At 68.3% G+C, this 19,875-nt stretch carries 19 protein-coding genes, 1 other RNA gene and 1 pseudogene; 14 read left to right on the top strand and 7 right to left on the bottom strand.

What is annotated here, in order from left to right; translation table 11 throughout:
- Positions 1 to 25: 25 nt before the first annotated feature.
- Positions 26 to 1,276 (top strand): annotated as a pseudogene (locus G6034_RS13230) (IS1380 family transposase); the annotation flags it as partial.
- A 149-nt stretch (positions 1,277 to 1,425) separates the two neighbouring features.
- Here the strand turns inward: G6034_RS13230 and G6034_RS13225 are convergent.
- The gene (locus tag G6034_RS13225) at positions 1,426 to 2,490 is read right to left on the bottom strand and encodes a D-2-hydroxyacid dehydrogenase (RefSeq protein ID WP_176635573.1); all 1,065 of its coding nucleotides are present in this window, start codon (positions 2,488 to 2,490) and stop codon (positions 1,426 to 1,428) included.
- A 71-nt stretch (positions 2,491 to 2,561) separates the two neighbouring features.
- On the opposite strand from G6034_RS13225, the gene G6034_RS13220 reads away from it, so the two are divergent.
- The 4 genes from G6034_RS13220 (at position 2,562) to gndA (ending at position 6,995) form a co-directional block, all read left to right on the top strand.
- Positions 2,562 to 3,482, top strand: coding sequence for an NAD(P)-dependent oxidoreductase (locus tag G6034_RS13220; RefSeq protein ID WP_246295810.1), 921 nt, complete (start codon positions 2,562 to 2,564; stop codon positions 3,480 to 3,482).
- Between the two features lie 53 nt (positions 3,483 to 3,535).
- Complete coding sequence (locus tag G6034_RS13215; protein ID WP_176635572.1) at positions 3,536 to 4,306, top strand: SDR family oxidoreductase; 771 nt, start codon at positions 3,536 to 3,538, stop codon at positions 4,304 to 4,306.
- Positions 4,307 to 4,319: 13 nt separating this feature from the next.
- On the top strand, positions 4,320 to 5,375 hold the full coding sequence (locus G6034_RS13210; RefSeq protein WP_176635571.1) for an L-idonate 5-dehydrogenase: 1,056 nt from the start codon (positions 4,320 to 4,322) through the stop codon (positions 5,373 to 5,375).
- A 183-nt stretch (positions 5,376 to 5,558) separates the two neighbouring features.
- Positions 5,559 to 6,995, top strand: a complete 1,437-nt coding sequence (gndA, locus tag G6034_RS13205; protein ID WP_176635570.1) for an NADP-dependent phosphogluconate dehydrogenase — start codon at positions 5,559 to 5,561, stop codon at positions 6,993 to 6,995.
- A gap of 126 nt (positions 6,996 to 7,121) precedes the next feature.
- Here gndA and map read toward each other — a convergent pair whose 3' ends face one another.
- Complete coding sequence (gene map / locus G6034_RS13200; protein WP_176635569.1) at positions 7,122 to 7,895, bottom strand: type I methionyl aminopeptidase; 774 nt, start codon at positions 7,893 to 7,895, stop codon at positions 7,122 to 7,124.
- A 61-nt stretch (positions 7,896 to 7,956) separates the two neighbouring features.
- On the opposite strand from map, the gene G6034_RS13195 reads away from it, so the two are divergent.
- Positions 7,957 to 8,226 (top strand): helix-turn-helix domain-containing protein, encoded by a 270-nt coding sequence (locus tag G6034_RS13195; protein WP_176635568.1) that lies wholly within the window; start codon positions 7,957 to 7,959, stop codon positions 8,224 to 8,226.
- Positions 8,227 to 8,278: 52 nt separating this feature from the next.
- Here the strand turns inward: G6034_RS13195 and epsC are convergent, their stop codons facing one another.
- From epsC to msrA, 3 genes are all read right to left on the bottom strand, one after another.
- Positions 8,279 to 8,866: a serine O-acetyltransferase EpsC gene (gene epsC, locus G6034_RS13190; protein WP_176635567.1), complete on the bottom strand. Its 588-nt coding sequence runs from the start codon at positions 8,864 to 8,866 to the stop codon at positions 8,279 to 8,281.
- A 21-nt stretch (positions 8,867 to 8,887) separates the two neighbouring features.
- Positions 8,888 to 9,823 (bottom strand): cysteine synthase A, encoded by a 936-nt coding sequence (gene cysK, locus G6034_RS13185; RefSeq protein ID WP_176635566.1) that lies wholly within the window; start codon positions 9,821 to 9,823, stop codon positions 8,888 to 8,890.
- Between the two features lie 89 nt (positions 9,824 to 9,912).
- Positions 9,913 to 10,437, bottom strand: a complete 525-nt coding sequence (gene msrA, locus G6034_RS13180) for a peptide-methionine (S)-S-oxide reductase MsrA (protein WP_176635565.1) — start codon at positions 10,435 to 10,437, stop codon at positions 9,913 to 9,915.
- 346 nt (positions 10,438 to 10,783) lie between these two features.
- Between msrA and G6034_RS13175 the strand changes: the two genes are divergently transcribed.
- The 3 genes from G6034_RS13175 (at position 10,784) to G6034_RS13165 (ending at position 12,927) form a co-directional block, all read left to right on the top strand.
- A complete protein-coding gene (locus G6034_RS13175) occupies positions 10,784 to 11,659 on the top strand; it encodes a Nif3-like dinuclear metal center hexameric protein (RefSeq protein ID WP_425485527.1) in 876 nt (291 codons plus the stop codon).
- Between the two features lie 70 nt (positions 11,660 to 11,729).
- The gene (locus tag G6034_RS13170) at positions 11,730 to 12,467 is read left to right on the top strand and encodes a zinc ribbon domain-containing protein (protein WP_176635563.1); all 738 of its coding nucleotides are present in this window, start codon (positions 11,730 to 11,732) and stop codon (positions 12,465 to 12,467) included.
- 178 nt (positions 12,468 to 12,645) lie between these two features.
- Complete coding sequence (locus tag G6034_RS13165) at positions 12,646 to 12,927, top strand: VOC family protein (RefSeq protein ID WP_246295808.1); 282 nt, start codon at positions 12,646 to 12,648, stop codon at positions 12,925 to 12,927.
- A gap of 112 nt (positions 12,928 to 13,039) precedes the next feature.
- Here the strand turns inward: G6034_RS13165 and G6034_RS13160 are convergent, their stop codons facing one another.
- The gene (locus G6034_RS13160; RefSeq protein ID WP_176635562.1) at positions 13,040 to 13,804 is read right to left on the bottom strand and encodes a peroxide stress protein YaaA; all 765 of its coding nucleotides are present in this window, start codon (positions 13,802 to 13,804) and stop codon (positions 13,040 to 13,042) included.
- 214 nt (positions 13,805 to 14,018) lie between these two features.
- Here G6034_RS13160 and G6034_RS13155 point away from each other — a divergent pair, with 214 nt between their 5' ends.
- From G6034_RS13155 to G6034_RS13135, 5 genes are all read left to right on the top strand, one after another.
- The gene (locus G6034_RS13155; protein ID WP_343038049.1) at positions 14,019 to 15,542 is read left to right on the top strand and encodes a glyceraldehyde-3-phosphate dehydrogenase; all 1,524 of its coding nucleotides are present in this window, start codon (positions 14,019 to 14,021) and stop codon (positions 15,540 to 15,542) included.
- 153 nt (positions 15,543 to 15,695) lie between these two features.
- An RNA gene (gene rnpB / locus G6034_RS13150) (RNase P RNA component class A) lies at positions 15,696 to 16,075 on the top strand.
- 58 nt (positions 16,076 to 16,133) lie between these two features.
- On the top strand, positions 16,134 to 16,691 hold the full coding sequence (locus tag G6034_RS13145; RefSeq protein ID WP_176635561.1) for a GNAT family N-acetyltransferase: 558 nt from the start codon (positions 16,134 to 16,136) through the stop codon (positions 16,689 to 16,691).
- Positions 16,692 to 16,853: 162 nt separating this feature from the next.
- Positions 16,854 to 17,798 carry an HNH endonuclease family protein gene (locus G6034_RS13140; protein ID WP_176635560.1) on the top strand — a complete coding sequence of 315 codons (945 nt, stop codon included), beginning with the start codon at positions 16,854 to 16,856 and terminating at the stop codon, positions 17,796 to 17,798.
- Positions 17,799 to 17,909: 111 nt separating this feature from the next.
- Positions 17,910 to 18,098, top strand: coding sequence for a hypothetical protein (locus G6034_RS13135; protein WP_176635559.1), 189 nt, complete (start codon positions 17,910 to 17,912; stop codon positions 18,096 to 18,098).
- A 21-nt stretch (positions 18,099 to 18,119) separates the two neighbouring features.
- On the opposite strand, the gene G6034_RS13130 is transcribed toward G6034_RS13135, so the two are convergent.
- On the bottom strand, positions 18,120 to 19,727 hold the full coding sequence (locus G6034_RS13130; RefSeq protein ID WP_176635558.1) for a peptide chain release factor 3: 1,608 nt from the start codon (positions 19,725 to 19,727) through the stop codon (positions 18,120 to 18,122).
- Between the last annotated feature and the right edge of the window lie 148 nt (positions 19,728 to 19,875).

The raw sequence follows: 19,875 nt of genomic DNA, 5'->3' as shown, positions 1-19,875 counted from the left end.
CGCCTAATCCCGAATTCGGGATTACACGGACAAAGGGGCGAACGCCGGGTTGAAGGTCGCGGCCTTGGTGGCGGGCATGGTCGCCGGTGCCGATTCGATTGATGACATGGCCCTGCTGCGCCACGGCGGGATGAAGAAGACTTTCCAGGGGTGCTACGCCCCGTCAACGCTGGGATCGTTCCTGCGCGCCTTCACCTTCGGGCATGTGAAGCAACTTGATGCTGTCGCCTCCCGGCTTCTGATCAGCCTGGCACGGAACGCGCCCCTGTTCGGCACCTCCTCCGGGGAGGACTTCATCTTCGTTGACGTGGACGACACGATCATCGAGGTTCATGGGTACCTGAAGCAGGGCTCAGGCTACGGCTATTCCGGAGTCCGGGGCCTGAACGCCGTCCTGGCCACCGCCTCCCGGGAAGACACGGCCCCGGTCATCATTGGCCAACGCCTGCGCAAGGGGGCCGCGAACTCCGCCCGCGGGGCCAAGAAGTTCGTCACCGAAGCGTTGGGCACCCTCCAACGCACCACTACTGCCGGGCCGGTGTTGTGTCGTTTTGATTCGGCCTACTACGGACACCCGGCAGTCAGTGCCGCCCTGGCCGGCGGGGCCGATGTCTCCGTCACGGTGCCGATGAACCCGGCAGTAAGACGAGCCATCACCGCCATCGACGCGGATGCGTGGACGCCGATCCAGTACACCAACGCCGTCTACGACGAAGAAAGCCAGGCGTGGGTGTCAGCCGCCGAGGTCGCCGAAATCCCCTTCACCGCGTTCTCCTCCCGCAAGAAAAGCGAGCGGATCCCCGGGCGCCTGGTCGTGCGCCGCATCCCGGAGCTGAACCCAAAGGCCGGCCAGGACCAGCCGACGCTCTTTGACACGCACCGCTTCCACGCGTTCTTCACCACCGTCAAAGCCGCCACGCTCGATACGGTGGCTGCGGACAAGGTCCACCGCAAGCATGCCCGGATCGAGCAAGTCAACGCCGACCTGAAAGACAGCGCCCTGGCGCACCTGCCCTCAGGGAAATTCGCCGCCAATTCCGCCTGGCTGGTCGCCGCTGTCATGGCCTACAACCTCACCCGCACCGCTGGGATCCTCGCCCAGGGCATGTTCGCCAAGGCCAGGACCGGCACGATCCGCACCAAGCCCATCAACGTCCCCGCCCGGATCGCCTCCAGCGCCAGACGCCAACGTCTCCATCTGCCCGATGCGTGGCCATGGCAAACCGAGTGGGAGAACCTCTTCACCGCCACACACGCACCACCACAAGCAGCATAAAACCCGTCAACCAGCCGGACCCCGGCACAACCAGGAACCAAAAGTGGAACACCACCGGCAGCGAGGCCGGCCCCACCCCTGCCCAAAATCCCAAATTCACCAGAATTCAGGAACCAGCCAGCCCCCAAACCGGATCGGTGGATCAAGGCTTAGTAAAAGTGGACCGGGTCCACTACGTGCAGCAACGGCTCGCCGGCCTGGAAGCGCGTCAGGTTCTCGATGAACCGTTCGGCGATCAGGCGGTTCTCGGCCACGCTCAGCGCTGAGGTGTGCGGGGAGACCATGACGCGCGGGTGCTCCCACAGGGGGCTGGACGCGGGCAGGGGCTCCACGGCAAACACGTCGAGGCAGGCGTAGGAGACCTGGCCGCTGTCCAGGGCCTCCAGCAGCGCGTCCTCGTCGACGACGGTCCCGCGGCCCACGTTGACCAGCACGGTGCCCGGCTTCATGGCCGCGAAAATCTCCGCGTTGATCATCTTTTCCGTATACGGCGTGCCCGGAAGGGTGTTGATGAGGGCGTCCGCGTTGGCCAGCAGCCCGGGGAGGCCGGCGGTGTCGGTGACGGTGTCAACGCCGTCGACCGGCTCTATGGTGCGCTTGGTGCCGCTGACGCGCATGCCCATTGCGCGGGCCAGGCGGGCGGTTTCCATGCCGATTTCGCCCAGGCCCGTGATGACCGCGGTGGAACCGCTGACCAGGCGGGTGGGGGTGCGCAGCTCCGGCCAGTGCTTGGCGGACTGGTCGGCGGCCATCTCGGCTGAGCGCTTGAAGCCGTTCAATACGCCCATCATGGCGAACTCGGCCAGCGGGAGGCCGTGCACGCCGGCGGAACTGGTGACGGCAATGCGCCGCAGCTGCGCCTCGGGAAGGTTTGCCGCCTTGACGGCTCCGCCGGCCCCGGCGGCCATGGCCTGGATCCACTGCACCTTGCCGCTGGCGGCGATCTCGGCCAGCCCCGCGGCGCTCTCATTCGGGAAGCCGTACAGGACGTCCGCGCCGCGCAGCATGTCCCAGTACCGCGACTCCTGCTCCGGCGTCCGCCGGAACACGGGATCGCCCGCATGGTCCGCGGGGAAGCGCTCCGGCGGCAGCAGTTCCGGCTCGTAGCGCACGGTGACGGCGGGGTGGGCGGACCGGATGCTCTCCACATGCCCGGCTTCGAGGGGGACGGCAATCGCAGCGGTGAGATTATTGTGAGTCATGGTGTTCATCATACTGAATTGTGGATAGGATACTGAACAAACATGACGACAGCCACCACAAGGCAGTGAGGACCGGTAATTCCATGACACAGGGTTCCGCCCCGGCGCACGGGGCCATGGCGGTAGGCTTTGCCGGACTGGGCCTGATGGGCGCGCCCATGGCCGCCCGGCTCCTGGACGCAGGCTGGCCCCTGACAGTGTGGAACCGCTCCGCCGCGGCCGTTGAAAAGCTGGCGGTCCGGGGTGCCGCGACGGCTCGCGCCATTGATGGCCTCCGCGACCGGGACGTCATCATCTTCATGCTGCCGGACCTCCCCTTCATCGAGGCCGCAGCCGAACCCCTGCTCGGCGCATGGCGCACCTGCCCGCCCAAGCCGGGGACCGCCGTCGTGGTCATGAGCAGCGTGTCACCGGAGGGCGTGCGGGACTTCGGTGCGCGGGTCGGCGAGGCCGCCGGCGGAAATGCCGTGGTGCTGGACGCCCCCGTCAGCGGAGGCACCGTGGGGGCGGAGAGCGGCACGCTCGCCATCATGGCCGGCGGCGGCGAGGAGGACTTCCAGCGCATCCGGCCCGTGCTGGCATCCATGGGGTCCACGGTGCGCCGCCTCGGGGAACTCGGCGCGGGCTCGCTCGCCAAGGCCTGCAACCAGCTGCTGGTCGGAACCACGACGGCGGCCCTCGCCGAGGCGGCCGAGCTCGCCGAACGCTCGGGCATGGACGTCGGCGCCCTGTTCGAGGTGCTGGGCGGAGGGCTGGCCGGGAGCCGGGTGCTGGACATCGTGGGGTCCCGGATTGCCGCCAAGGACTACACCCCCACGGGGCCGGCGAAATTCATGCACAAGGACCTGGGCTTTGTGCTCGAGAGCGCCGCAGCCGCCGGCACCGCGGTGCCCATGGCCACGGCCGCCCACCAGCTCTACGGCACGCTCAAGGACCAGGGGCTGGGCGACGCGGACCTGGCAGTGGTGCGCGAGAGCATCGCCCGGCTGCAGCCGCACACCTAACTGACCCCCGCCGCACCCGCCGGCTGCCTTCAACAACGAAAAGGATTTCTTGGATGACTGGAATGTTTGACCTGACCGGCCGGGTGGCCCTCGTGACCGGCTCCAGCCGGGGGATCGGCAACTCGCTGGCCCGCGGCCTGGCCGAGGCCGGGGCGACAGTGGTGCTCAACGGCCTCGACGCCGGGCGCCTCGCGGCCGCGGAGGCCGCCATGGCACCGGACTTCGCGCCGGGCCGGATCCGCTCGCGCGCGTTCGACGTCACGGGCGACGCCGCCGCGGCCGGGGGCATCTCCTGGGTCGAGGCGAACGTGGGCCCCCTGGACATCCTGGTCAACAACGCCGGCATCCAGCACCGCGTGCCGCTGCTGGACCTGGACGTCAAGGACTGGGACCGGGTCATCACCACCGACCTGACCAGCGCCTTCCTCGTGGGCCGCGAGGCCGCCCGCGGCATGCTCTCCCGCGGACACGGCAAGATCATCAACATCTGTTCCGTTCAGGCGGACCTGGCCCGGCCCACCATCGGCGCCTACACGGCGGCCAAGGGAGGGCTGCGCAACCTGACGCGTGCCATGACCGCCGAGTGGGCGTCCGGCGGGCTGCAGATCAACGGCCTTGCCCCCGGCTACATCCACACGGAAATGACGCAGAACCTGGTGGATGACCAGGCGTTCAACTCCTGGATCCTGGGCCGCACGCCGGCGAGCCGGTGGGGGACCGTGCAGGACCTGGTGGGACCGGCGGTATGGCTGGCCTCCGAGGCATCCAATTTTGTCAATGGCCAGACCATCTTCATCGACGGCGGCATGACGGTAGTTGTTTAAGGGAACGGAAACCATGACACACACTTTTGAGCTGCCCGCCAGCGCCCCTGCCGTGGTGGCCCATGGCAAGGACGACCTCCGCATCGAGGACGTCGCGCTCCAACAGCCGGCACCCGGGGAGGCCGTCGTTGAAATCGCCTACGGCGGCATCTGCGGGTCCGACCTCCATTACTGGCTGCACGGCGCCGCGGGGGAGTCGCTCCTGTTGGAGCCGATGGTGCTGGGCCACGAAGTGGTGGGCGTGGTGGCACGCGCCGCGGACGACGGCACCGGGCCCGCCGCGGGCACGCCGGTGGCCGTCCACCCGGCAACGCCAGGACCCGGCGCGGCCCGCTACCCCGCGGACCGGCCGAACCTGTCCCCGGGCTGCACCTACCTCGGCAGCGCCGCCCGCCACCCCCACACCGACGGGGCCTTCCTGCGCTATGCGAACCTGCCCGGGCGGATGCTGCGCACCCTGCCCGCGCAACTTTCGCTGCGCCGGGCCGCCATTGTCGAACCGGCAAGCGTGGCCTGGCATGCGGTATCCCGGGCCGGGGACGTGCGGGGAAAGCGCGCCCTCGTGGTCGGCGCCGGCCCCATCGGCACGCTGGCCGTCGCCGTCCTCAAGCGCGCCGGGGCGGCCCACATCACGGCCGTTGACATGTTTGACAAGCCGCTGGAAATTGCCGCCGCGGTTGGTGCCGACGCCGTGCTCAAGGGTGATGACGCGGCGGCGATCGCGGCCGTGGAGGCCGACGTCGTCATTGAGTCCTCCGGCAACCGCTTTGGCCTGGCCTCCGCGATCAACGGCGCCGTGCGTGGCGGCCGCGTGGTCATGGTGGGGCTGCTGCCGTCCGGGCCGCAGCCCGTGCCCGTCTCGCTGGCCATCACGCGGGAACTGGAGCTGGTGGGTTCGTTCCGCTTCAACGGCGAAATTGACGAGGTCATCGCCGCACTGGCCGACGGCTCCCTGTACACCGACCCCGTCGTCACGCATGAATTCCCGGTCTCCCAGGCGCTGGCCGCCTTTGCAGTGGCCCGCGACGCGGCCGTGTCCGGCAAGGTTCTGCTGGACTTCGGCGCCTGAGGGGCACCACGCCGGGTGCCCGGCCCGGCGGCCGGCCCGGCGTCGTGCGTGCAAAGTTGGCGGAATCTGAACAGATGTTCCAGCAGTGCAACATTGCTGGACTTGCGGCCGCCTGGGATGGGATGCGCCGCCGTCCGAGGATAAGCTGAGGCAGACCCCGTGTTCCCACCAATGGAGGAAAGTATGTCCGCACAAATTGGCGTAACAGGCTTGGCCGTAATGGGTGCCAACCTGGCCCGCAACCTGGCCCGCAACGGATACACCGTGGCACTGCACAACCGTTCCGTCGCCAAGACGGATGCCCTGCTGGCGGCACACGGCGACGAGGGCGACTTCATTCGCACCGAGACGATGGCCGAGCTCGTCGAGTCCCTCGAGAAGCCCCGGCGCGTGCTCATCATGGTCAAGGCTGGCGGCCCGGTCGACTCCGTGATCGATGCGCTGGTGCCGCTCATGGAACCGGGCGACATCATCATCGACGGCGGCAACTCCAACTTCCAGGACACCCGCCGCCGCGAGGCGGACCTGGCCAGGAAGGACCTCCACTTCGTGGGCGTCGGCGTCTCCGGCGGCGAGGAGGGCGCGCTCCTGGGCCCGTCCATCATGCCCGGCGGCTCCAAGGAGTCCTACGACGCCCTGGGCCCGCTGCTGGAAAAGATTTCCGCCAAGGTCGACGGCCAGCCCTGCTGCGCCTGGATTGGAACGGACGGCGCGGGCCACTTTGTCAAGATGGTCCACAACGGCATCGAATACGCCGACATGCAGGTCATCGGCGAGGCCTACGACCTGCTGCGCAGCGCCGCCGGGATCGAGCCGGCCGCCCAGTCGGAGATCTTCGCCAAGTGGAACGAGGGCCAGCTGGCCTCCTTCCTGATCGAAATCACGGCCGAGGTCCTGGGCCACGTCGACGCGAAGACCGGGAAGCCGCTGGTTGACGTGATCGTGGATTCCGCGGGCCAGAAGGGCACGGGCCGCTGGACGGTCCAGTCCGGCCTGGACCTGGGTTCGCCCATCTCCGCGATCGCCGAGTCCGTGTTTGCGCGCGGCCTCTCCAGCCAGCGCGGCCAGCGTGCCATCGCCCAGGACGTCCTGGCCGGGCACGAGCTTCCCGTTGAGCTGGGCGCCGACTTCGTCGAGGACGTCCGCCAGGCACTCTACGCCTCCAAGCTCATCAGCTACGCGCAGGGCATCGACATGCTTCAGTCCGCCGCTGTCGAGTACAACTGGGACCTGAAGCTGGACGAGATCGCGTCGCTGTGGCGCGGCGGCTGCATCATCCGCGCCGAACTGCTCAAGGACATCACCAAGGCCTACGCCGCCGACGAGAAGCCGGCCAACCTGCTGTTCGCGCCGGCGTTCGCCGCGGAAATCGCCCAGGTTCTGCCGGCCTGGCGCCGCGTGGTTTCCGCCGCCGTGCAACTCGGCATCCCGGTGCCGGTGTTCTCCTCCTCGCTCGCGTACTACGACGGGCTGCGCCGCAAGCGCCTGCCCGCCGCCCTGACCCAGGGCCTGCGCGACCTCTTCGGCGCACACACGTACAACCGCGTCGACGTCGGGGGCACCTTCCACACGCAGTGGAGCGGCGACAAGAGCGAAGTCAGCGCGGTCGACACGCATTAGCCGTCCCATCCGTGGCGCAGTTGTTGCTGAAAATCCGCGAGGATTCGGCAACTACTGCGTCATGGTTTTTGAAGGGACGACGCGGATGGCTTGGCTCCCGGCGCGCCCGCACCGCGCCGCGTCCTGTCAATCAGGGATGGACGTGAGAATCTCCGGCCCGTTTTCCGTGATGGCCACCGTGTGTTCGGTGTGGGCGGTTCGCGCGCCCGTGGCACTACGGAGCGTCCAGCCGTCGGGGTCCATGATGAGGTTTGCGGTGTCGGCCATGATCCAGGGCTCGATGGCAAGGACCAGGCCCGGCTGCAGGACGTAACCGCGGCCGGGGCGGCCGTTGTTGGGGATGTGCGGGTCCTGGTGCATGGTGGAGCCAACCCCGTGCCCGCCGAACTCGGTGTTGACGCTGTACCCGGCGGACGAGAGGACGTTCCCCACGGCATGGGAGATGTCCCCGACCCGTGCCCCCGGCCGGGCGGCAGCGATACCCGCGGCCAGGGCGGCCCGTGTCGTGTCAATGAGGCGCCTGTCCTCCTGGCCGCGCGGCGTCCCCACAATGAAGCTCACCGCGGCGTCCGCCACCAGGCCGCCCAGGGACACGGCAAAGTCCAGCGTCAACAGGTCCCCGTCACGCAGGGCGTAGTCGTGCGGCAGTCCGTGCAGCACGGCATCGTTGACCGAGGTGCAGATGACGTGCCCGAACGGGCCGCGGCCGAACGATGGCGCATAGTCGAGATAGCACGACGTGGCCCCGGCCCCAGCGATCATTTCGGCGGCCCAGTCATTGACGTCAAGGAGATTCGTGCCGACTCCAACCCGTTCCTGAAGCGTCGTGAGCACGCGGGCAACAAACTGCCCGCTCTTCCTGGCGCGTGCAAGCTCCGCGGGGGTGAGGATTTCGATCAAGGAGGTGCCTTCCAGGGTTCCAATGATTATACCGGTAATACTATACCGGTATGATGGAGCCATGGTCCGTTTACCGTTGTCCCCGGAAGAAATCATGCGCGGCAAGCTCCTGGGGGAGACGCTGAGGCGTGCGCGAGGTGGACGGCCGATGCTTGACGTTGCGCTGGCGGCCGGAATTTCGCCTGAGACGCTGCGAAAAATCGAGAGCGGCAGGGTGCCGACACCGTCCTTTTCCACTGTTGCGATGCTCGCCATGGCCCTGGAGTTGTCGCTGGATACCGTGTGGCGGACCGTCCATGAAGGGGCGGGAGCCGCGGTGTCCCACGGTTAGCTCCTGCCCCAGGCAGCGGGGTGGAGGCCGCCGGGCCTGATTGCGGCGGGGCCTAGATCCACATGGCGGGGTCGATGTACTCCGCCGGGTCCACGGCGGGCGCCATTTCCTTCTTGGAGTCGCGGTGCCGCCACGTGGCGGGGACGCCGGTGAGGATGGAGTTGGCCGGGGCGTCCTTGACCACGACGGCGTTGGCGCCAACGGCGGAATCGTCGCCAATGTGGATGGGGCCCAGGACCTTGGCGCCGGCCCCGATGGTGACGCGGTTGCCGATGGTCGGGTGACGCTTGACCTTGGCCAGCGAGCGGCCGCCGAGCGTGACACCGTGGTAGATCATGACGTCGTCGCCAATTTCGGCGGTCTCGCCAATGACGACGCCCATGCCGTGGTCGATGAAGAATCGCCGGCCGATGGTGGCGCCGGGGTGGATTTCAATGCCGGTGGAAGAGCGTGCCAGCTGCGACAGGGCGCGGGCCGGGAAGCGCAGGGCCGGATTGGCCCACATCCTGTGCGTCAGCCGGTGCACCCAGATGGCGTGCAGGCCCGAGTAGACGAAAAAGTTCTCCGCGGAACCGCGGGCCGCCGGGTCATGCGACCGGGCGGCCTCGAGGTCCTCACTTAATCTTGCGAAAAATCCCACAGACTTCTTTCAGTGTGCGTGTCAGCCGCGGATGTCGTCATACAGGACGGTTGAAATGTAGCGTTCGCCGAAGTCGGGGACCACGGCCACAATCAGCTTACCGGCGTTCTCCTCGCGCTTGGCCAGCTCCAGGGCGCCCCACACTGCGGCGCCGGCGGAAATCCCGCCGAGAATGCCTTCCTGCGTGCCAAGCGCGCGGGCCACGGCCACGGAGTCCTCCAAGGTCGCGTCCAGGACTTCATCGTAGATGCCCTGGTCCAGCACCTCGGGGATGAAGTTCGCGCCCAGGCCCTGGATCTTGTGCGGCCCCGGCGCCCCGCCGTTGAGGATGGCGGAGTCGATGGGCTCCACAGCCACCACCTGCACGCCCGGCTTGCGGGACTTGAGCAGCTGGCCGGCGCCGGTGATGGTGCCGCCGGTGCCGATCCCGGCCACCAGGATGTCCACGGCGCCGTTGGTGTCTTCCCAGATTTCCTCGCCCGTGGTGGTGCGGTGGATTTCCGGGTTGGCCTTGTTGGCAAACTGCTGGGCCCAGATGGAGTTTTCCGTGTTGGCCACGATCTCCTTGGCCTTCTCGACCGCGCCCCGCATGCCTTCCGAGCCCGGCGTCAAAACGATTTCCGCCCCGAATGCGCGGAGCATGACCCGGCGCTCGGTGGACATGGTCTCCGGCATGGTCAGGATGACCTTGTAGCCGCGGGCAGCGCCCACCATCGCCAGCGCAATGCCGGTGTTGCCCGAGGTGCCTTCGACAATGGTCCCGCCCGGGCGCAGCTCGCCGGCTGCCTCGGCGGCGTCCACAATGGCCACGCCAATGCGGTCCTTGACGCTGTTGGCCGGGTTGTAGAACTCCAGCTTGACCGCCACGGTCGCCTTGAGGCCCTTGGACAGGCGGTTCAGCCGCACCAGCGGGGTGCCGCCCACCAGCTGCGTAACATTGTCGTAAATGCGTCCCATGGTTGGTCCTGTTCGTGAAGTGTGTGGGCGCCGGTCGGCGCGGCCCAGTTGTGTCAAACGCCAGCGTAACGGGGCGCCCGGTGCGGATTCTACGCGGTCAGCCACTCGGCGTAATGTTTTCTGACTTTGGCAATCTTGGGGTTGATAATGACCTGGCAATATCCCACGCCGGGCCGTTGGGCGTAAAAGTCCTGGTGGTAGTGCTCCGCGACGTACAGGTGCCCCAGCGGCGAGACCTCCGTAACGATCGGGTCCCGCCAGTTCGGCTGGTTGCGCACAATCGCCGCCCGGAACAAAGCCTCCTCCTCGGCGTTCTTGTAGAACATCGAGGACCTGTACTGCGTGCCGGTGTCGTAGCCCTGCCGGTTGAGCGTGGTGGGGTCGTGCTGGGTGAAAAACATGTCAAGGATGGTGTCACCGGGGATCACGTCTTCGTCGAACGTCACCGAGACCACCTCGGCGTGCCCCGTCATGCCCGAGCAGATCTGCTCATAGCTGGGGTTGGGAATGGCGCCGCCGGTGTACCCGGACACCACCGACTTCACCCCTTTGGTCATCTGGTACACGGCGTCGAGGCACCAAAAGCAGCCACCGCCCAATACAAAAGTCTTCACATTGATCTATAAGCCGCCGCCCGCGCATTTGATTCCCGGGGCATCCCGGCGGGCGCTCCACGGCTAAGCTGGAAAGATGAGCGAGGATGCAGATAATCCGACACCCGGTTCCGGGCGCGACGCCGTCCCCCGCCAGGGTGGGCACGATGCCGGGGCGGTGGAACCGGCCGAACCGGCGGGGGCGCCAGAGCCTGCCGAACACGTGGAGCAGTTCCCCGCCGCCGCGTTGGGAAGCGTTCCCGCAGCCGCACCCATTCCTGCCCCTGAACCCGCCGCGGGGCCGCCCGGGCAACCCGGCGCACAGGCGCCGGAACCGGCCGAGGCGGTGCCGGCGTCGGGCCTGGGGATCCCGGACGGCGGGGAGGCCGCCTCGGATGAGCTGGTCACCCCTGTGCTGTCCGAGGTGCTGCTGGCGGTTGAGGAGTTGTGGCCCGAATCGCTCGCCGAGGACTGGGACCGCGTTGGGCTCGTTGCCGGGCGGCCGGACGCGGACGTGGACCGGATCATGTTCGCCGTGGACCCCACGCTGGAGGTCATCGACGAAGCCCTTGAGTGGGGCGCCAAGCTGCTGGTCACCCACCACCCGCTGCTGCTTGCGGGCGTGAACTCCGTGGCCGCCACCACCGGCAAGGGCCGCGCCGTGCACCGGCTGATCGAGGGCGGCTGCGCGCTGCTGACCATCCACACCAACGGCGACAGTGCCGTAGGCGGGGTTTCCGATGTGCTCGCCGATGCGCTGGGCCTGGAGGAAGTCTCGCCCCTGATGCCCGCCGCGCACGGCCTCGTGGAGGAGGGGATTGGCCGCGTGGGGATGCTGCCGGGCGTTGAAAAGCTGGGCGAGCTGGCGTCCCGGATCTTCCTGACGCTGCCCGCCGTGGCCGGGGGAGTGCGCGTGGCAGGCGACCGCGACGCACTGGTGCGCAGGGTGGCCGTCTGCGGCGGTGCCGGGGACAGCCTGTTCGACGCCGTCCGGGCATCGGACGCGGACGTGTACGTCACGGCCGACCTGCGCCACCACCCGGCGTCGGAGGCCCGTGAATCCAGCACGGACGGCAGGCCGTACCTGATCGACCTGTCCCACTTTGCCAGCGAATGGCTGTGGCTCCCCGTGGCCGCGCAGGCCCTGGCCAACGTGCTGGCGGATCAGGGCTTCGAGGCTGAGCTGGCCGTCAGCCAGACCAACACGGACCCGTGGGATTTCATCTTGACGCCCGGGAACTAGCGCCTTCCCTCGGGCGCTAGGCTGTCAGCAAGCCATTTGACCTTATTGGCTCTCAAACAGGAGGAAGCACATGGCGAAGGCCGCACCGGCGGAACAGATGCGTTTGCTGGACATTCAGGTTTTGGACGCCAAGCTGCGGGCCCTGGATGCCCAGGCCAAGGTGCTGAAGGACGATCCGCGCCTGCCCGACCTGCACGGCGGCGTGACCGTGGCCAAGAGCGACCTGGTGGTCATCGACACCGAGGTCGGCGACCTGTCCCGCAAGCTCACCAAGGCCGAGGACGACGTCGCCCAGGTCACCGCCCGCATCGCCAAGGACGAGGCGAGGCTCAACAGCGGCACCGGGCTCTCCAAGGACCTGGTCGCGCTGCAAAGCGACATCGAGTCCCTGAGCAGGCGCCGCAGCGACCTTGAGGACGTTGAGCTGGAGGCCATGGAAGCGCTCGAGGACGCCAAGGCCCGCCTGGCTGCGCAGCAGGCACTCGTGGACCAGATGCAGTCGGTGCTGGACGGTGTGGTGGGCGAGATCCGCGGCCAGCTCGGGGCGCTGCGCATGGAGCGCGACGCCACCGCCGCGGAACGGGCCGAACTGGCCGCCACCTTCGACGCGGCGCTGCTGGCCATTTACGACCGCACACTGGCCAAATACGGCGTGGGCGCGGCCCGGCTGTTCCATGGCACGTCGGAGGGCTCCGGCATGCAGCTGAGCCCGGGCGACCTGGCTGAAATCACGGGCTCCGCCCCTGACGACGTGGTGTTCTGCCCCGACTCCGGCGCCATTCTGGTCCGCTCTCCCGAGTGGATGTAGGCGCCGGCCGCCGAGCGCGGCGGCGGTGTCCCGCTGGTTGAGCCTGTCGAAACCCCGTTGGCGTTGCGGGGCCGGTTGCACCACGTCGAAATCTGGGTCCCGGACTACACCCGTGCCACGTTTACACTTGGCTGGCTCATGGAACGGCTGGGCCATGCCCTGGCTTCAGAGTGGGGCCATGGCGGCAGCTGGCGAGGCGCAGGCGAACAATATCGTGCTGGAAGCTGGCGCGGACGTTTCCGGCCCGCATGAACGCCGCCGCGCGGGACTGAACCATCTCGCCTTCGCCGCCGGACCGGCGTCGGACGCTGACGCCATCACCCAGGCCGCGCTGCGCCACGGCTGGGTGCTGATGTTCGCCGACAGGCACCCCTACGCCGGCGGATCAGGGCACCACGCGGCCTACCTGGAGAATGCAGATGGCTTCGAGGTGGAGCTGGTGGCCGTTCCGGAAATATAAACTGCGCATGTCCTCTCATGCGCGACCGCCGGTGCGTGAGCCGCGCCAGGCAGTGACCGGCGCGACCGCGGTTGCCCGGCCTGCGCATGACGGGTCGCCGTCGGGGTGGGAGTCAGTCCGCCAGGATGATGTTCAGCGTGTGGTGCCTGCGCGGCGTGCCGGGGACCAGTTCCACGGCCCACCTTTCGCCGGCCGCCTTGGCGAGCTGGGCCGGGGTTTCCGGTGCCTTGCCGCGGCGCGTGAGCAGGTGCCGGGCCAGTTCGCCGCGCGTGTGCTTGGCAAAGTGTGAGACCACCTTGCGCGTTCCGTCGCGCTCGGTGAAGACGTTCACGGCGACGGTCCGTTCCGGCGGGGGCGTCCACGCCGCCGCGTAGGTGCTCGAGCGGCAGTCGACCAGCAGCTGCCCCGCGGCATGCCCCTCCAGCGCGGCGCCCAGCTTCGGTTTCCAGTAGCTGGCGAGCTTGCCCAGGCCGGGCATGCCGACGGACATGGACAGCCGGTAGGCGGGAATCCGGTCGGCGAAGGCCACGGCCCCCCACAATCCCGAGACAACCACGACGCCGGCATCCGCCTTGCGCTTCTGCGTGGCCGTCATGGTGTGGTAGCCAAGGGCGTCGTACAGGACGCCGGTGTAAATGCTGTGGGCCGGCGCCGCCGGTTCGGCCCCCAGGCGCGTGTTGCGCAGGACGTCGCGGGCGAGGGAGGCACCGACGCCCAGGCGGGCCAGCGCATCGTCCCGGGCGGACATCGTGGCAAGCGCCTCGGCAACCTCCTGGCGGGCCTCCGTCAGTTCGGGAAAGTGCAGCTGCCCCAGATCCACCGGCTCTCCGGCATCGGCGGGGGTCTTGCCTTCGGACGGGGGCAGCAATATCAACACCTTGCGAGCATACCGGCATCCGTGCCGCGTCCAATTCGCGGCCGATTCGCGTCCAATTCGCCGGGCCCGCTGCGAGCGAAGCGAGGGGTGGGAGGACCTGGGGATAGACCGGTCTAGTGAAGTGCGGCACTGAACTCGCTTGTTCCTCCCCTGCCTTGGCTAGAATGATCTTGGCTTGAACCAAGGGTGTTTTAGGCCAGGAAGGTAATTTTTCGTGACGCTCAACGACGCTTCATTGAACAGCGACGCCGCTTTGGACACTTGGATACAGCGTGAGACCCTCGCCGAAACCATGATTCCGCTCATCGGCCGCCTGTACCGCGAAAACAACGTGATCACCAGCATCCACGGCCGGTCGCTGATCAACCAGTCCGTGATCGATCTGCTTAAGGCGCACCGCTTCGCCCGCCAGATCGACGACGTCGAACTTTCCCTGGCAGAAACGCTCCCCCTCCTGGAAACCCTCGTCACCCTTCAGCTTGGTGCCGCCTCCCTCGACCTGGCGCGCCTCAACGCCGGATTCAAGGCCTCCAGCGAGACCAGCCTGGAGGCGTTCCTGCGCGCGGAGCTGGCCGACGTCGTGGACCGCTACGGCGCGGACGAGCGCACCAGCACCGACGTGGTCCTCTACGGCTTTGGGCGGATCGGCCGCCTGCTGGCCCGCATCCTCATCGAGCACTCCGGCGGCGGCCACGGCCTGCGCCTGCGCGCCGTCGTGGTGCGCAGGGGTGGCGACGCCGACCTCACCAAGCGTGCCAGCCTGCTGCGACGCGACTCCGTCCACGGCCCGTTCACCGGAACCATCACCGTGGACCAGGACCGCAACATCATCCAGGCCAACGGCATCGCCATCCAGGTCATCTACTCGGACAGCCCCTCCACGATCGACTACACGAGCTACGGCATCCACGACGCCCTGGTGGTGGACAACACCGGCCGCTGGCGCGACGAGGAAGGCCTCTCGCAGCACCTGCAAAGCACCGGCGTAGCGCGCGTGCTGCTGACGGCCCCCGGCAAGGGCACGTTGAAGAACATTGTGCACGGCATCAACCACGGCACCATCCTGCCCGAGGACACGATCGTCACCGCGGCCTCCTGCACCACCAACGCCATCACGCCCGTGCTGAAGGTCCTCAACGACAAGTTCGGCATTGTGCACGGCCACGTGGAAACAGTGCACTCGTTCACCAACGACCAGAACCTGACGGACAACTTCCACAAGGGCGACCGGCGCGGCCGCTCCGCCGCGCTGAACATGGTCCTGACCGAGACCGGCGCCGCCAAGGCCGTCGCCAAGGCGCTGCCCGAGCTCGAAGGCAAGCTGACCGGAAACTCGATCCGCGTCCCCACCCCCAACGTCTCGATGGCCATCCTGAACCTGACGCTGCAAAACGGCACCACCAAGGACGAGGTCAACACCTACCTGCGCGACGTGTCGCTGAACTCGGGCCTGCGCAAGCAGATCGACTACATTGACTCCCCGGAAGTGGTCTCGACAGACTTTGTGGGTTCGCGCCGGGCCGGCATCGTGGACGGGCTGGCCACCATCAGCACGGACAAGAACCTGGTGCTCTACGTGTGGTACGACAACGAGTTCGGTTACAGCTGCCAGGTGGTCCGCGTCATGGAGGAAATGGCCGGCGTCCACCCGCGCCAGTTCCCCGCGCTCGACGGCGCGTCCCCCGCAGCCCAGCCCGCCGACCGGCCGGGCGCCCAGCCGGCCCCGGCGCTGGCATAGGGCAACGCGCATGGCCGGCGTCCGGCGCCGTGCATGGCTTGCAGCGGCCAGGTTCGCCGCCGGTGCCGCCTCACCGGCCTGTAGCGTCTGAAGGCCTCCCCAAACTCGCTTCGCTCGTTTGGGGCCCCCCGGCCTGTAGACTTGGCCACAGGATAGGGCAGCTGGGCAACCGCGCGTCGCGCAAGCGGCTCGAGGAACGTCCGGGCTCCGCAGGACAGGGTGGTGGGTAACGCCCACTCGGGGTGACCCGCAGGAAAGTGCCACAGAAAACAGACCGCCCGCACGGCTCCGGCCGGCGCGGGTAAGGGTGAAACGGTGGTGTAAGAGACCACCAGTTCCCTGGGTGACCAGGGAAGCTAGGTAAACCCCACCCGGAGCAAGGCCAGACAGGGCATGACTGAGGGCTGTCCGCCCGAGTGCCTGGGTAGGCCGCTGGAGGGCGTCGGCAACGGCGTTCGTAGATGGATGGTTGCCTCTCCGGCGCGGGAAACTGCGCCGGACGACAAAACCCGGCGTACAGGCTGCCCTATCCTTTCACCCGCCGTAATGCGTTTGCGCGGCGCGGGCGTGCGGGTGCGTAGACTGGCGGGCATGTTGATACGCGAGGCAGCCGCCGCCGACTGGCCCGGAATCTGGGCCGTCATGGAACCCACCGTCCGGGCCGGCGAAACGTATACGTTCCCCGTCGACTCCACCGGGGAGTCGATGCGCGCGGCGTGGCTTCCCGCCACTCCCGCGACTCCTGCGGCTTCCACGCATGACGCCGGAACCTCCCCGCGCATGACCCGCACCTATGTGGTCACGGAGGAAACCGGCGGGGAGTCGCCACCGATGATTGTGGCCACCGCCCAGCTCCACCCCAACTTCCCCGGCGCGGGCAGCCGTATCGCGAATGCGTCGTTCATGGTCCACCCGGACCACGAGGGCAAGGGCTACGGACGGCTGCTGGCCCACCATGTCCTGGATTCCGCCCGGGCGGACGGCTACCGCGGCATGCAGTTCAACGCCGTGGTTGAGTCCAACACCGGGGCCGTCTACCTGTGGGAATCGCTGGGCTTTGACATCATGACGACGATTCCCAATGCCTTCGACCACCCTGTCCTTGGGCCGGTGGGGCTGCACATCATGTTCAAGGCCCTCACCGGCTGACCTTGGCCCCGGCGACCACGACGTGGCGCAGCGCCAGCTGTGGATAACTTCCGGCAGGGCGCGGGGCGGATGCCTAGACTCGAACCATGGTGGGCAGGCACTGCCCGTTCCGGCCGTGCCTGCACGGGCATGGCCCCGCGGGGCAGGCGGAAGGGGAGGTTCATGGCCCGGCATGCAGTGGTGGCCGCAGCCCGCCGGGCTGCGCGGCCATCCTTCAACGGCCCGGACCAGGACCGCGCGGGCCAGGACCGCGGCGGCTACGGGCCGGACGGGCGCGGAATCGGGCCGGAAGTGGGCAGCTCCCGTGCTGCCGGCCGCACCGGGGGTGCGGCCGGCAGGACCCCGGAACGACGCCTGCTGAAGGCCGCGGCGGCCCTGCTCGTGCTGCTTGCCGTGGCAGTCGGCGGGTGGCTCCACGCCAGCGGCCGGTGGCCGTTTGAGCCCGACGCCGGTCCGCCTCCCACCGTCAGCATCCCGCCTCCGGGCCTGGGAACGCCCGTAGTCAGGCTTGGCACGGCGACGGCCCTGGCTGTCCTGGAAACCCTGCCGGTCAAGGGGCGTGCGCCGAAGACCGGCTACCAGCGGACTGCCTTCGGCGAGGCGTGGATGGACGCCGACGCCAACGGCTGCGACACCCGCAACGACGTCCTGCGCCGCGACCTGCAACACACCACCTTCGAAGCCGGGTCGCTGTGCGTGGTCAAGGCGGGCAGGCTCGCCGAGCCCTACACGGGCCACACCATTGAGTTTCATCGCGGGGCCGGCACCAGCGGCGCGGTGCAGATCGACCACGTGGTGGCCCTCGGCAATGCGTGGCAGACGGGAGCCCAGCAGCTCACTCCCGTCCAGCGCCACAGCCTGGCGAACGACCCCCTGAACCTCCTGGCCGCGGACGGAGCGGCGAACCAGGAAAAATCCGACGGCGACGCCGCCACCTGGCTGCCGCCGGACAGGAAATTCCGCTGCCAGTATGTCGCCCGGCAGATCTCGGTCAAGGCGGCCTACCGGCTCTGGGTCACCCCGGCGGAAAAGTCCGCCATGGCGCGGGTGCTCGGCGCATGCCCGGGCCAGAAAGCGCTCCCGTCGGGGTATGGCGCCGCGCCGTAGAAAGCACGAAGGTGCCCGCCGCGACCCGCCAGTACGAACCGCCGCGACGCGCCGCGCGAAACAAAGGCGGCGATGATGGCCTGCCGCGGCAATCGGTGCAATGATGCCGATATGAGCGAATCAGACTACACAAACCCGCTGCAGCTGGCCCACGACAACCTCGAGGAGGCCAACCGCCAGCTGGCCCAGGCCACCACGGATTTCAACGCCGGAAAGATCACCCAGGCACGCCTTGACCAGCTGCACGAGCTGCGCGACATTGCCGCCGCGGACGTCAACCGCGTGGCCAAGGAGAACTAGCCCCAAGCCAGGGCGGGAGGGCTACTCCCTGGCCGTGCCGATCTCGGCCAGGGGCAGGTCGGGGTGGTTCTTTTCCACCCGGCGCATGGCCCAGATGTCGTTGAAGAGCGCCAGGAACTCCCCGTCGCTGCGCTCAAGCACCTCAGCGCCGTGGACGGCGCCCAGCACGGCCTCCGCGTCCGCTGTCGTCAGCCTGGCGAGGGAGTAGGGAAGGCGCTCCAGGCGCATGGGCGCGTTGAAGTCGTGGAGCATCCGGTCCTCCACGACCTCAAACTGCATGGGGCCGACGGCGGCGAGCACGGGCGCCTGGTCCCCGCGCAGGTCGGAGCGGAGCACCTGGATGACGCCCTCGTGCTCGAGCTGCTCGATCCCGCGCCGGAACTGCTTGTACTTGCTGGGATCCTTGGAACGGGCCACCTGGAAGTGCTCTGGCGCGAACAGCGGGATCGCCGGGTATTCCACCGGTTCCTCCACGAACAGGCTGTCGCCCACGCGCAGGGCCGAGGCGTTGACAAGGCCGACGACATCCCCGGGGAACGCTGTGTCGATCACCTCGCGCTCACGGCCGAACACCTGCTGCGCATACTTGGTGGCGAACGACTTTCCGGTGCGGCCCTGCGTGACCACCATGCCGCGCTCGAACATGCCGGAGCAGACGCGGATGAAGGCGACGTGGTCGCGGTGGGCCTGGTTCATGCCGGCCTGGACCTTGAAGACGAAGCCGGAGAACGGGGCCTCCACGGGCCGGGTGCTGCCCGTGACGTCGGGGCGGGGGGCCGCGGGGGGCGCGTAGTCCACCAGCGTGTCCAGGATCTGCTTGACACCAAAGTTCAGCGCCGCCGAGGAGAACAGCAGCGGCGTGGCCCTGCCGGAGTAGAACGCCTCCAGGTCCAGCGGGGCATCGGTGTCCACCACCAGGGAGGCTTCGTCGATGGAGTCCTGCCAGGCGCCGCCCTCGGAGACGGCGGCCTGTTCCGGCGTCATGTATTCGGTGAGGGCGATGTGCGCGCCGGCGCTGTTGCGCGCAAACTTGGCGAACTCGTTGCGCTGGATGTCCCACACGCCGCGGAAGTCCCCGGCAATCCCGATGGCCCAGGTCAGCGGCATGGGCGCCAGCCCGGTGCGTTCGCTGATCTCGTCCATCAGCTCCAGCGGGTCCAGGCCGGGCCGGTCCCACTTGTTGATGACGGTGATGATCGGCAGGTTTCGCTGGCGGCACACCTCGAAGAGCTTCATGGTCTGCGTTTCCAGCCCCTTGCCCGCGTCCACGAGCATGACGGCGCAGTCGACCGCCGCCAGCACCCGGTAGGTGTCCTCGGAAAAGTCGGCGTGGCCGGGCGTGTCCAGGAGGTTGATGACCGTGTCGCGGTAGGAGAACTGGAGGGCGGCGGAGCTGATGGAGATGCCGCGGTCCTTCTCCATTTGCTGCCAGTCGGAGACGGTGTCGCGCCGGTTCGACTTGCCATTCGTGGCCCCGGCCGTGCCAATGACCTTGGCGTGCAGCGCCAGGGCCTCGGTCAGGGTCGACTTTCCGGCATCCGGGTGCGAGATCACCGCAAAGGTGCGGCGCCGGCCCGCCTGGCCGGTGATTTCCGAGGCACGGGCGGGGGACTGGACCGGAGAGGACACAAGACTACTTTCTGGGGGTGCTGGAATGGACGACGGCGTGGCTTGCCCTGGGCGCGCCTGGCACCCTGTGCGTCACCGCGGGTGTGGGCGGCGGCGCAGGAGCCGGCCGGGCGGGCAAAACGCCAACTCCCAAGTTTACCGCAGCCGG

It is taken from the genome of Arthrobacter wenxiniae (genome assembly GCF_013376105.1).
GTDB classification, from domain to species: Bacteria; Actinomycetota; Actinomycetes; order Actinomycetales; family Micrococcaceae; genus Specibacter; species Specibacter wenxiniae.
This window is presented reverse-complemented; position numbering and strand designations above follow the sequence as displayed.